Annotated in this window: 9 protein-coding genes; 1 reads left to right on the top strand and 8 read right to left on the bottom strand. The window is 63.6% G+C overall.

What is annotated here, in order from left to right:
* Positions 1-31: 31 nt before the first annotated feature.
* The 8 genes from VGH98_22520 to VGH98_22485 all read right to left on the bottom strand — a co-directional run bounded on the left by VGH98_22520 (position 32) and on the right by VGH98_22485 (position 10,969).
* Entirely contained in the window at positions 32-1,375 is a 1,344-nt protein-coding gene (locus VGH98_22520) for a Gfo/Idh/MocA family oxidoreductase (protein HEY2378773.1), read from the bottom strand.
* Between the two features lie 81 nt (positions 1,376-1,456).
* Positions 1,457-1,609: a hypothetical protein gene (locus VGH98_22515; GenBank protein HEY2378772.1), complete on the bottom strand. Its 153-nt coding sequence runs from the start codon at positions 1,607-1,609 to the stop codon at positions 1,457-1,459.
* Complete coding sequence (locus VGH98_22510) at positions 1,606-1,788, bottom strand: hypothetical protein (protein HEY2378771.1); 183 nt, start codon at positions 1,786-1,788, stop codon at positions 1,606-1,608. Before VGH98_22510 ends, VGH98_22515 begins: the two co-directional genes overlap by 4 nt.
* Positions 1,789-1,888: 100 nt before the next feature.
* A complete protein-coding gene (locus VGH98_22505) occupies positions 1,889-2,641 on the bottom strand; it encodes an energy transducer TonB (GenBank protein HEY2378770.1) in 753 nt (250 codons plus the stop codon).
* 122 nt (positions 2,642-2,763) lie between these two features.
* Positions 2,764-5,133 carry a DNA polymerase domain-containing protein gene (locus VGH98_22500; protein HEY2378769.1) on the bottom strand — a complete coding sequence of 790 codons (2,370 nt, stop codon included), beginning with the start codon at positions 5,131-5,133 and terminating at the stop codon, positions 2,764-2,766.
* A gap of 38 nt (positions 5,134-5,171) precedes the next feature.
* Positions 5,172-6,665 carry an MATE family efflux transporter gene (locus tag VGH98_22495; protein ID HEY2378768.1) on the bottom strand — a complete coding sequence of 498 codons (1,494 nt, stop codon included), beginning with the start codon at positions 6,663-6,665 and terminating at the stop codon, positions 5,172-5,174.
* An 89-nt stretch (positions 6,666-6,754) separates the two neighbouring features.
* On the bottom strand, positions 6,755-8,002 hold the full coding sequence (locus tag VGH98_22490; GenBank protein HEY2378767.1) for a RagB/SusD family nutrient uptake outer membrane protein: 1,248 nt from the start codon (positions 8,000-8,002) through the stop codon (positions 6,755-6,757).
* A 12-nt stretch (positions 8,003-8,014) separates the two neighbouring features.
* Entirely contained in the window at positions 8,015-10,969 is a 2,955-nt protein-coding gene (locus tag VGH98_22485) for a TonB-dependent receptor (GenBank protein HEY2378766.1), read from the bottom strand.
* A 188-nt stretch (positions 10,970-11,157) separates the two neighbouring features.
* Here VGH98_22485 and VGH98_22480 point away from each other — a divergent pair, with 188 nt between their 5' ends.
* Entirely contained in the window at positions 11,158-13,482 is a 2,325-nt protein-coding gene (locus VGH98_22480; protein HEY2378765.1) for a DPP IV N-terminal domain-containing protein, read from the top strand.
* Positions 13,483-13,628: the final 146 nt, after the last annotated feature.

The following is a 13,628-nucleotide window of genomic DNA, read 5'->3' as shown; positions in this document are numbered from 1 at the left end:
CTTGTCATCCTGAGCGAAGCCCCCTAGGAGTTTACCGGCTACTCACAGCCATATTTGCGGCCGTTACTGCACTTTTCTTGAAGTACGATTCATTCGCCATGTGACACGCGAGTGCCGCGTTGTTGCCGAACACGACGTCTTCCACCACCGGCTTTCGCGATCGGACCGCCTCGAAGAAGTTCCACAGGTGCGGACGAGTGTCGTCGTAGTCCGGACCGCTGAAGGAGATCGCTTCCGGCATTGGCACCTGACCGATCTTCGGGTCGTTCTCTTCGTGCCACTTCTTGAAGTAGGCCTCTCGTAAGGCACGCGGGAAGCTGTACGCGTAATAGCTCGGCGATTCGTCCTTGCCGCTCTGCGGTGTGAAGGTGATCGTCGATCCCGTGACCTCGAGGAGGCCCTTCGTGCCCTGGAAGCGATACGTCTCCGGCATCGAGGTGCCGAGGTTGAGACGCATCGAGACGGGAAGGTCGCCGTAGTAGTAGAGCACCGAATGCACGTCGGGCATGTCACGCCCGTCCTTCCATCGGCGAATGCTGCCAACTGCCATTGCCTCCGTCGGCGACTGGTTCATTCCTGTCATGAACATCATGCCGCTCACGAGGTGAACGAGCAGGTCACCCGCGACACCGGTGCCGTAGTTCCTCCAGCAGCGCCACCGCGCGAAGATGAGCGGGTTGAATGGAATCTTGGGCGTTACCGTTCCCTGCCAGGTGTCCCAGTCGAGATTGGATGGCGAGAGATCGGGCGGCGGGGGATACTCCCATGCGCCTGTCGGGTCGTTGCGGCCGAGCCAGCCCTCGATGAGCATCATCTCACCGAGCATGCCGCTGGCGATCATCTCCTTCGCCTTGGCGCAGATCTGTGAGCTCACGCGCTGCGAGCCGATTTGTACGATGCGTCCGCTCTTTTTTGCCGCTTCGACCATCGCGAAGCCATCGGCCGGACTGTGTGACATCGGCTTCTCGCAGTAGATGTCCTTTCCGGCACTCACGGCGTCGATGACGACCTGCCGATGCCAGTGATCCGGCACGGCGGCGACGATGCAATCGATGTCCTTGTTGTCGAGGAGATCCTTGTAGCGGCGTGTAACCGGAAGGTCAGGCCGCACGATCTCGCGGGCGAGCGTGTGGCGGCCGTCATAGAGATCGGCCGCGCCGGCGCACACGACGCCGTCCAATTGGATCGACGTGCCGAGCAGTCCGTTGCCTTGCATGCCGACGCCGATCATGCCGAACCGGACGCGATCGCTTGGTGCGAGCTTTCGCCTATAAAGCGAGGTAGGATTGGTCAACGGTGAACCGAGGAGCGACGCTCCGGCGACGGCCGCGGTGACGCCGAGGAATTCGCGACGGGAGAACTGGTCTTTCGACATGACGTCTCCGAGTGAGGAAGGTGGCGACCACAGATTTGGCCCGACGAACTGCCGCGCGCAAGCGCGGAGCGTCGTTCAGCGTCAGGCGCCGGCGCGCGCGAGGTCTCGGCCCTGTACCACCTGGCGGTCGAAGTCCCCTTTCGCGAGCCGGATCATCGCATGTCCCAGACTCTCGGTGGTCGCGACGTAACCAGGCGCGGGCCGCCCGAAGAGCGGAAGCAGCGGGCGCATCACGGTGTAGACGATGTTGTACCAGCCGGTGCGCGGACGGTGAGGGCGCGGAGCTTTGGGTTGGCCGCGGCGGGAGCGTTGCGACCGACGGTCACGACGCGCGCGATCTCGTTGTCGAGAAGACGCTCCCGCAGGGCGCCCTGACCGACCATGCCGGTCGCACCGAAGATGGCGACGTTCATGGGCGAAGAACTTACGAAGGATGGGGGACTAGGGGCTAGAGTTCAAAGCCCTAGCCCGCTGTTCCCTAGACCCTAGCCCCTGGTCCCACCTAACGCATAGTCAGCGTACGAGCACGAACGAGAACTGCTGCTGCACCAGTTGCCTAACGCGCATCCCGGCCAGCTCGGCCGGGAAGAAGCGAGAATGGAGCAGCGCATCCTTCACTGCGCGCAGGAACATCGGGTGCGTCGCGCTGGGGAAGTTGAGTGACTTCTCATCGACTTTACCGGTACTGTCGACCACGAACTCGACGACGAAGCTGCCCTCGACGCCCTGCCGCTGCAGCGACTCTGGATAGCGCGGCTTCGGGTTGCCGCGCTCCGGCCACGCGACCTTCTCGACGACATCGGAACTGTAGGCATTGCCCCGGCCCGGGTGGCTGAGCGCCCACATCACCGAACCGCCGAGCAATTCGCCAGTGTTGACCTCGCCGAAATCCTTCTTCGGATCGGTTGCTCGCGGCGTGATGTCGAGATCGGCAGTTGCAACTTTCGGCAGTGCCGCAAGTGACGCGTCGACGGCAATGCGAAGTTGAGTGAGATCGGGAACGAGCATGGCGGCCGCTTTCAGTGCCGCGCGCGCGAGCGCCCCCTTCCGTATGGTGATCGCGTGATGTTCGAAGTCACGAGCATGAATGAAGATCAGTTGCTCGGGCGGCTTCTCGAGAAGCGACGGCTCGACCGTGTGAGTGCGTCCGCTCGTGGCGACCGCGAGCGAAATGACCGCGGCATGGGCGACGACGCTGGACGTTGAGACGACAAGCCAGCTTCTCCCCGGACGCGCGGCCGGGGAACTGACGAAGGCGTGCAGCATTTTGACCACCCAAAATCGTCAGGCACCGAGATTAGTACCGGACATCGGCACTAATGACAAACCGTGGGCCATCGCGCATTAAGATTCACGATGACCGCCTGACAATGCGCTATCGCCGCGCATCACGCCGTAACGACGCGCCTGATTAGGACGGTGCGGATCGTGTCGACCGGCGGCGCGAAGAGCGAGGGCTGGTCGGGGTCGGCAAAGACGATGGCGTAGTCGTCCGGTCGGAAGGCGCGACCGAGGCGAGCCGCGAAGTTGTCACGCAGGACGCGCTCGTAATGCGCGACGTCATAGTCGCGAGGGTCGCCGGCTTCGGTCGTCCCCTCATCATCGACTTCGGGGACGACTGCGCCGGTGCCCGAGGTCGTACGATAGACGCGGATCTTGTCGCCCACGTGCCACGTGGTGCGCCCACTCGCGAACATGGCTTCGTACGGAAGCTCGCGGCGGCTCTCGCGCGTCGCGAGATACCGATCCGGTGTTTTCGTGAGGCGCACTCGCGCCGCGACGTTGAGCGTCGAAATTTCGCGGCGGCGCAATGCGTCGATCGTGTCGATGTACTCGGCGCGTACGGCGGCGACGTCGCCAACGAGCAAACGATGAAGCGCATGGCGAAGGAACGCCTCGCCGAATGGCTCGGCACGCCTGGAGCGGAAGGCTACCCCGCGCAGAAGCAGCGACCCATCGTAGCCGAGCAGCGCGTAGTTCTTCGGTTCGTGCGAGAGCATCGCGGCGTAGCGGCCCTCGAGCTCGAGCTGAACGAGCGGCGGCATCAGAGCCGCGACCTCGCTCACCGCGCGACGCTCGTCGTCCTCGCTCCAGGATTCGGGAACGGCGAAGTAGACGCCGTCCGTATCGGCCTCGAGCAGCGTGACACCGCGCTCGGCAAGTGAGCGGCACATGATGTCGAGCGTCTCGCGGCCGCGTCGCGTGACCTCGTTGGCGGCGTGCACGTCGGCGAAGCGCGTCAAGCCGCCGCCGGCGGCGAGATAGCCATACGCGGAATTCACCACGAGCTTCATCGCCGACGACATCGCCTCATGCGCATGTCGCTCGACGACGTTGGGCGCCTGACGAGCGGCCGCCTTTGCCGTGAGACGTTGTTCGACGAGGCGATCGACGAGCGCGAGCAGAGCGCCGAGGTGATCGCGCGCCGGCCCGATGCGATAGGTGCGCATCAGGGATGGATAGAGGCTCGCGACATCGGCCTTCACGACGCGATGCGCGACACCCGTTGCGAAGAGATGGAGCGCGGCGCCACTGTGAGGCGTGCCGTCGCTCTCTTCGTGCGCGGGCAACGCCGTTCCCGTGTGCAGATAGGCTCGGACGAGCAGCGGATCGATCATCCCCGTCGCGGCACCCGCGTCGGCAATTCGCTCGTACCGGCGCGGCACCATGCGCGCGAGCGCGAAGGCGGGGCCGCCTAACGTTCGCGAGAGCGCGGCCACTTCGTCGACGTCGGCAATCGCGTAGCGGCGCACGCGAGCCGGATCGGTCTGATAGACGGTGTAGATCTGGTCACCGCGAATGAGCTCGCGATCCGGTCCCGCCAAGCCGAGCTGACGCGCAACCGATTTGAGGCCATAGGAGGGCAATGCCCGCACGGTGTAGTCGTAGCGACGCACGGCGTCGATGGTGTCGATCAGCTCGCGTCCTGGCGCGACGAAGCGGACACGGCGCTCCTCATCGTCCTCGGACTTTACGCCGCGTCGTGCGGCGCGCCGGCGTAATCCACTGCCCGTGCGTCCGATGTCGAGCCGAACGCCGAGGCGTCGAGCACGACGGTAAAGGAAGGGAAGATCGAATCCGTGCAGGTTGTGATTTTCGATGACGTCAGGGTCCGCTGCCCGGATCGTGGCGACGAGCCGCCGGATCAGATCCGCCTCGGCGACGTCACCCTTCGCTGTAGCCTCGAGGACATCGGTGTTGCCATCCGGAAATCGAACGGAAACCATGAAGATCCGGTCGTGTTCGGCGAAGAGGCCGGTCGTTTCGAGATCGAACTGCAGGCGGTGGAGCTGGTCGAATGAGAGATCGCGAAAGTAGTTGCGGCCCGTTGCGACGAGATACTGTTCGTCCGGCGGGAGCGTGAGCGCCGCGTCCGCACCCAGCTCACGGACGTGCTCGACGCGTCGACGAAGTCGCTGGGTTGCGCCGAGGAGGATAGCGGACGTTAGTGTTTTGTAATTGTCGGCTGAAACGAGGTACCGGAGCGCGCCGGGTCCGTCGAGCTCACGATAGGAAATGCGCGCAGCGGCATTCGCACCCTCACAGAGTCGGTCGCCCAGGTGCAGCAGGTCGTCGAGTCGATCGAGGAGGAGCCACGGGCGAAAGCGTTGCTCGTCGCGGAGCAGCGCGCCGTGCTCCGGATCGCGGCGCCACACGAGCGCGCGGCCGTCCTCCTCGGCCCACACGGAGACGATGCCCGGCGTAGGGTCCCAGCCCCAGAGCCATTCGTCCTCCAGTGCTGCAGTCGGCGCGTCCATGGCCTAAGAGTAGCCCATAGGCCGCGTGTGTCAGGGCTCTACCGAGCGGTCCCGATATCGACGCGGATTCCTCGCCACTTCTGCTGATTGAACCGCCACACACTCAATGCGCAGCGTGTGATGTGTCCGACGAGAATCGCGATCCAGATGTCGACGGGATCGAGGTGGCTCACGCGCTGCACGGCGAAGCAGATGCCGAGTGGAACGATCACTTGGGAGACGATCGAGATATACAGCGGACTCTTCGTGTCGCCCGTGCCCTGAAGGCCGCCGGTGTAGGTGAGCGCGACGGCGATGAAGAGTCCCGACACGCTCAGGATTCGCAGTAGCGTGACGCCGATGTCGACGACGGGGCCATTGTGCATCCCGAAGATCGCGAGCAGCTGCGCGGGGAAGAAGAGAAAGAGGGCACCGATGAGCGCGGCGCCCGTTAGGCCGTAGCGGGCGGCGATGTGCACTGCCTGGGTCGAGCGATCAGGATTGCCGGCGCCGAGGTTCTGGCCGGCGACAGCGGCGGCGGCACCCATCAGACCGACGGAGGTCCACGTGATGAGCGAGAAGAGCTGCGAGTATGAGATCGCAAACGCGGCTTGAGCTGCGGCGCTCTGGGCCAGCGAGCCGATGAACGAGAGCATCAGCACGCCGCCAACGTTCATGGCGATGCCCTGAATCCCCGTCGGGAGACCGAAGCGGAAGAGCGACCGGATGATCTGCCAGTCCGGCGCGTAGCCGTGTCCCCGCGGGAACGCGATGACCCACTTGCCTCGCCAGAGCTGTACGAGAGAGTAAATACTCACGATCCCAGAGGCGATGCACGTTCCCATCGCCGCGCCCTTCGTGCCGAACTCGGGGATGGGACCGAGGCCTCGAATGAGTACGACGTTGAGCGCGGCATTCAGCACCGTCATCGCGACGCCGAGGATCATCGGCGTCCGTGCGTCGCCGGCGGAGCGCAGGGCGATGCTGAGCATGAAGAACATCATCATGCCGCCGCTGAACAGGAACATGATCCGAATGAAGGGAAGCGCCTGCGTCTCGACCGCAGGTGCCGCGTTCACAAAGTTCAGAAGCCAAGGTGATACAAAATAGCCGACGGGCGCGATGATCCCGAACGACAGAACGATCGCCGTGAGGAACGCCTGATACACCGTCCGGTCGGCCTTGTCGCCGTCGCCGGCACCGACGAAGCGCGAGACGAGCACGCTCATGCCGGTGAAGAGCGAGGAGATGAAGACGATCACGATGATGAAGATCTGCCAGCTCACTCCGATCGCCGCGTTGCCGGTGTAGCCGACGAGATTGCCGACCATGACGTGGTCGATGATGCCCTGCAATCCGCCGATGATGTTCGTGAGCATCGTCGGCCAGGCGAGCTTCCAGACTGCCGGCGCGAGCGGTCCGTCGACGAGCGACCGATCGAAGCGGCGGCGCTCCGGCGGCGCCGCAGCCGGCGCCGCGTTAGGCACCGCTGCACTGGCGGTCTCGGCGGAGCTCGGAGGCGATGGTGCCGCGGCGCGGATCGGAGTACTCATGAGTCTCGCAATCTACGCCGTGGCCAAAGGCGACGGCGATGGCTACTCGGGCACCTTGACACGATGCTTACGAGGGACCTACGGCGCCCTCACTGACACTCTTTTGGCGTTTGACTGATGAGGTTCGGGTTGGTTTGATATTCAGCTTGACTGATCGGAATCGACTTGTCGCGCCCGTTGAGGAAGTCGTTATGGGCCGGACCCGGGTCGACGAACCAGCGCCGGAGATCCCACAGACGGCGCGCCTCGAGCCAGACAACCGCACCGCGCTCGAACTCGAGTGTCTGCCACGCGGTCGGCAAGTCCGCCGGCGCCGTGAGCGCGGCCATCTTGTAGAACGCGCGCTCCTGATTGATGAGCGTGAACGCCGTGGTGATGTCGCCGTTCCGCAGCGCGGCCTCGGCTTGAAGCACCAACATCTCGGTGCCTTTTACGAGCGGGATCGCGGAGCCAAGCGACGTGTACTTGGCCTGACGGAAGTATGGCGTTTTGCCGTCCTGCCCCGTTTGAATCGCGCCGGTGGTCGTCTTGATCGTGTCCCACGGTACACGCGGATCTTTGAATACCTGCGCCCACATCGTACCGAAGAGAGAGAACTCGCGTCGCACGTATGTCTCCTGCACGAGCGAGTTGTTCTCACGAGTCGAGTTGATTGAATAGATCGCGTTGTAAACGAAGTTCGTGGGCACTTGTTGCGCATCCTGAACGGCGGCGGCCCAGTTTCCCTGCCAAGCGCGCACCGACGCGCGTCCACCGTATGCTGCAGTAAGGATGTCCGTCGCGTTTGTCGCGGCGCCCGCGATGCGAATCGCTTCCGTGAACTCGGCTTCGGCGCGCTGGAAGTACGTGGTGTCGCTCTGCACCGGACCGTCATTGATCACTGCCTGGCACGCCGATTCGCCGAGCAGCCGATTGGCGAAGCCGCCGAGGAGGTTGGCGCGCGCCGCGTTGGCATCGGTGTCGTACTTGAAGCCCTTGATGCCCTTCATCCGGTCGACGCCCGACTCCGCCTCGAACCGGACACGCTGCATGCGCGCCCAGTAGTCGTTCACGTCTTCGGGACGAATGATGCCGCGGACCCAGAGGCCTTCGGGCGTATAGCTGCCGCCATGACCCATCTCGTCGCTCGCGATGGCGTCGATGCGGACGATGAACGAGTAGATGTCGGAGAGATCGGCGGACATGCCGACGACGAGCGCCGGCACCGCGTCGGGCGTGTAGAGCGCCGAGTCGTCGATCGGGCCGGGATTCTGGACGTCGAGAAAGCCGTGGCAGCCCGCAAGGGAGAAGGCGCCGGCGAGCGACGCCAGTGCGAGTATTCGAGTCTTTGATCGCATCGATGTCATCGCTCAGAAGGTTGTACGAATGCTCAACATTGCCGTCTTGAACGGAGGGATCTGATAGTATTCGCGGCGGCCGAGACCGGTACCGGCGTCGGAGCCATCACTGGCTTCGGGATCCGCGCCGTCGAACTTCGTCCACTTCCAGAGATTCTGGCCCGCGAGGATTACCGTCGCGCTATGCACGCCACGGGTGAAGCGCTGCGGGAGATCGTAAGCGATGGAGATCGAGCGCAGCTTGACGAAGTCGGTCTTCGAATCCCAGTAGTCGCTGTTCGCGATCGTTCGATCGATCGCGCACCGTCCTTGATCGCGCGCCGTGAGTGTCGTGGTGCCAGTGCCGGCCTTGAGCGCCTGCTGCGCCGCGTAACAAGGCTGCCAGACGTTGCGGAGGGCGTTCTGATAGCCGATAAAGTTGGTGAGATACGCACCGCCCTGGTAGTCGGCGAGCGCGTTGAGCGTAATGTCCCGATGAAGCGTCACTGTCATCTCCGCGCTCAAGAGGCGCGGCGGGTAAACCGGTCCGTAGTACTGATCGGTCGCTATGATCGGCGGAACGCCGACGGCGTCGGGATTCAAGATCTTCGAGCCATAGAGCGACGGCACAGGCATCCCGGTACGCACGAAGCTGCCAAGTCCCGTCGAAATATTCTGGCCGCCGATGTCGACTGCCTTGCTCTGCATCCATGATGCGCTGAAGCGTCCACGCCAATCGACGCTCGATGCGCGAAGGAACACAGGGCTGATCTGCACCTCGAGTCCGTCGTTCTGAATCGTGCCGGCGTTCTCGAGCTGCGTTCGATTGAACCCGTTCGACGGCGGCAGCGTGACGCCGATGAGCGTGCCGTACGTACGCGCACGATAGTACGTCATCTCGACAGCGACGCGGTCGCCAGGAGTCGCCAGGTCGAAACCGCCTTCCATCTCGCGCGTGCGCTCGGGACCGAGATTTGGATCGCCGAGCTGGGCGACGGTCACGCCTGGTTTCCCGGCGTCACCGGATACCGGGTCCCACGTGCGCACGGCGTCGAAGGCGCCGGGCGCCTTGCCGGATTCGCCTAACGCGGCGCGCAGCTTCATCGTTGGAATCCAACGCGTGGGCCAGAAGTCTTCGTCAGAGAGCACGTAGGCAGCACTGATCTTGGGATATGTCTCGAGACCGAAGTTCTGACCGAACGCGCTGTTTCCGTCGACCCGCAACCCGCCAGTAACGAACAGCCGGTCCTTCCACCCCAGCATCTCTTGCAGGAAATAGCCGGCATTCACGACACGCGGGCGCGTGTCGACGCCGAGGCTAATCGTGGCCGCCGAAGCAAGCGTGGGATTCGCGGGCCCGGCGAAGCCGGTGCCCGTTATGCCGGTGTATCGCTCGCGATCGTCGAAGAGTTGTCCGCCCCACGAGAAGGTGGACATCAGGCGCGGTGTACGCACCGAGTGTACGAACGAGCCTGCGTAGTCGAGTGACAGCTTGGTGTGATTCCACCCCTGCGAGTTGATCGAGCCCGTCGGCAGATTTAGAAAGGCGAACGGGATGACGGACTTGTTGTCCGTGTCGTTGTAGTCGAAGCCAACATTGAACCGGTTGGTGAACGCGGTGACTGGACTGTACTGGAGCGAGAAGCCCGAGATGAAGTGGTCACCGTTGTTCTCGATGTCCTGAACGAGAACGTTGGCATTGCTGACGCAGGTGATGGTGGCAGCCACGCATTGAGGTCCGCCCTTGAAGTTGCCGAACGGCCCACGCATCACGTTCAACGTGAAGCCGTTCGCGAGATTCCCATCGGGAAGCCAGTGAATGATCTTCTTCTCATACGAGCTGTTGACGTTGAAGATGAGGTTCTTTGCTGGCGTGAAGCCAAAGTTGGCGCGGAACCCGCCACCCTTGGCATCGCTCGTCTGCACGACGCCAGGATTGTCGTCATAATTGCCCGACAGGTAGTACGTGAGCGCTCCGCTCCCACCGCGCACGCCGAGGCCGTAGCGTTGGACGTTTCCAGTCTTCAGCCACGAGCCGCTCGATGGACAGGTGGGATCGACGAACGGATTGCCGAACGCGTCGTGCAGATTCGGTCCCGTGCATTGATTGAGAAACAGTCCCGTCGGATCCGATGATGGCCCGACGTGCCCCATGAAGTTCACGCCCGTGCCGGCATCGAGGTTCCACTCGGGTGCGCCGGCCGATCCTTTCTTCGTGAAGATCTGAATGACGCCGCCCGACGCCTGCGTACCGTAGAGAGTCGTCGCCGCGGCGCCTTTCACGATCTCGATGCGTTCGATGTCGTCGGCCTTGATGTCGTTCATCGCCAGCGTGCTCTGTCGCGCCGACGGCGTGATCGGGCCGGCATCACTATAGATGCGAACGCCGTCGACATACACGACCGGCGCATTGCTCTGTGTGATGCTGTTCGTGCCGCGGAGACGGATGGTGCCGCCAGCTCCCGGTTGCCCGGAGTTCTGCATGACGGTGATGCCGGGGCCACGGCCAGCGAGAATATCCTGGGTGTTCTTCACCGGTTGAACTTCGATCGGCTTCATGTCGATTGTCGCCATCGCGTTGCCAACTTCCTTCTTGCGTGATTCGGCTGCGGTGCCCGTGACGACAACCGCATCGAGCGAAAGCGCCGCTTCGGCAAGACGGAAATCGACGCTCGCGGTCTGGCTGGCGACGACATCGACTGACCGCGTCACCGACGCGAGGCCGATGCGTTGGCTGCGCACCTGCCGCGCGCCGGCAGGCACGCCGAAAATGCGGTAACGTCCCTGTTCGTCGGAGCGGGCGCCTAACGTCGTACCGACAACTGTGATCTGAACATCAGAGAGAGGTCGTGCACCGGCGGCGCCGGTGACAACGCCTTCGATCGTGCCGGTGGCCTGAGCGCGCGCCATTGCAATAGGCGCCAACGCCAGGAGAGCGAGCGTCGCGATGAGCGACGCTCGCCAACGGGTGCGCAAGGGACTTGGCATCGGTCCTCGAGGTGGGTAGCCGTGAATCAATTTTCCGAACGCAACATGTCGCGGGGGCCGAGCGCTGACAAGGTCCATGGGTGCCGAACGGCGTCGCGGGATTACGAGCACGGCGCTAGTTTGCTCGGCGACGGTCGCCGACCCGGTGCGACTCATTAATTCGTTCCTGCCAGACTACGCGACATCATATGCGTTATATCACTGCCACACTCCTGTTCGTACCGCTTCTGGTCGGCGCTCAGCAGCCCCGTCAGCTTACCGCAGCGGACTATGCGCGCGCCGAGCGTGCCCTCGCGCCGAACGTTGCTCCGTTGGTGAGTGGGCTCGCGGGCCGACCCACCTGGCTCGCCGACGGACGCTTCTGGTATCGCGCGACGGTGCCTAACGGCAGCGCGTTCTTCATCGTCGACCCCGCGCGCCGGACGCGCGAGTCACTCTTCGACGCCACACGGCTCGCGACGGCGCTCGCCGCCGCGACGGGTGGCCGCGTCGACGCGAGCCGGCTGCCGTTCCAGTCCTTCGAGCTCTCGAAGGACAATCGCGCCATCGAGCTCTCTGTTCGCAATCGCTCATGGCGCTGCGATGTGCAGACGTACACGTGCAGCCCAAAGGATTCGGCCACGAGTGTGGCGGGCGCGCCGCCCAATTCGAGCGTTGCACCGGACGGCAAGTTTGCCGTCTTCATCAAGGACTACAATCTCTGGTACAAGGATCTCGCGAGCGGGAGCGAGGGCCAGCTGACGACCGATGGGATCAAGGACTTCGGTTACGCGACGGATAACGCCGGATGGGTGCACAGTGACCGGCCGGTGGTGACGTGGTCACGGGATTCGCGAGAGATCGCGACCTTTCAGCAGGACGAGCGGGGCGTGCGCGACATGTATCTCGTTGCTGCGCAGGCCGGCTCGCCCAGGCTCGAAGCGTGGAAGTACCCGATGCCCGGCGACAGCGTGATCTTCCGCGTCAGCCGCGTCATCATTCGGCAGGCCCCCGATGGCAAGCCGACCGTCGTTAGGTTTCAGATGCCGCCCGACGCGCATCGGTCGACGGTGTCGGACCACATCGCCTGCGCCGGAGGGATCTGCGACGTCGAGTGGTATCCGGACGGTTCGCATCTCGCGTTCGTGTCGAGCTCGCGCGATCACAAGACGGCGTGGTTCCGCGTCGCGGATGCGCAGACGGGCGCAGTGCGCACGCTGTTCGAGGAGCACATGCCGACGCAGGTCGGCGACGCCTCGCTTCGCGAGAATCTCTGGCGCGTGCTGCCGGCGTCGAACGAGTTGATCTGGTGGTCGCAGCGCGCGAACTGGCTGCACCTCTATCTCTACGACCTGACGACGGGCCAGCTCAAGAACCAGATCACGACGGGCGAAGGCAACGTCGACGACATCGTGCGCGTCGACGAGAAAGGGCGACAAGTCTTCTTCATGAAGAGCGGGCAGGAACAGGGCGGCAAGGATCCGTACTTCCAGCAGCTGTATAGGGTCGGCTTCGATGGGCGTGGACTCACGCTCCTGACGCCGGAGAACGCGAATCACGTCGTCACGGCGTCGCCTAACGGACAATACTTTGTCGACACGTACTCGACACCCGACACGCCTCCGACGACCGTTTTGCGCGACGCGAACGGCAAGGTTCTCGAGACCCTCGAGCGCGCCGACGTTTCGCGCCTGCGTGCAGCCGGTTGGCGACCACCAACGCCTTTCCACGTGAAGGCGCGTGACGGGAAGACGGACATCTATGGATTGATGTTCACGCCGTCGAATCTCGACTCGACCAGGCAGTACCCCATCGTCAATTACATCTACCCAGGGCCGCAGTCGGGCAGCGTCGGCACGCGCAGCTTCTCACCGGCGCGTGGCGACAATCAGGCGCTTGCGGACCTGGGGTTCGTCGTCGTCGCCATCGACGGTATGGGGACGCCGGGACGCTCGAAGGCGTTCGAGGACTTCTACTACGGCCACATGGGGGACAATACCCTGCCGGATCAGGTGGCGGGAATGCGCGAGCTCGCGCAGAAGTATCGATTCATCGACATCGATCGCGCCGGTATCTGGGGTCATTCGGGCGGAGGCTTCGCTTCAACGGACGCGATGTTCAGGTATCCGGATTTCTTCAAGGTGGGTTGGTCGGAATCGGGGAATCACGACAACCGCGTCTACGAGGACGACTGGGGCGAGCGCTACGAGGGCCTACTCGTTAGGTCCGACGGCACGGACAATTACGCCGAAGAGGCCAACGAAACGCACGCGAAGAACCTCAAGGGGAAGCTGATGCTCGTGCACGGCCTGATGGACGACAACGTGCCACCGTACAACACGACGCTCGTCGCGGACGCACTCATCAAGGCCGGAAAGGATTTCGATCTGCTGATGCTGCCCTTCGCGCACCATGGCTACGGTGCCGACAACAACTACACGATGCGCCGGCGCTGGGACTACTTCGTGAAGAACTTGTTAGGTGCGGAGCCGCCGAAGGAGTACCAGATTGGCAGGGGCCAGGTGCTGCCGTAGAGGCTGCTTCGCGGGGCTACGGGCTAGGGCCTCGGGGCCAGGGGTGACGAGAGACACATTCTGCTCTCGTGCTCTGGCCCCTCTTTCATGCTGGCGGAATCGCGGCCGAGCGTTCATAGTTTACTCACCCGATGCCGGAGGCACGT

The sequence above is a fragment of the Gemmatimonadaceae bacterium genome, from assembly GCA_036496605.1.
GTDB lineage: Bacteria > Gemmatimonadota > Gemmatimonadetes > Gemmatimonadales > Gemmatimonadaceae > AG2.
The sequence above is the reverse complement of the archived record's forward strand: the minus strand, read 5'-3'. Positions and strand labels throughout refer to the sequence as shown.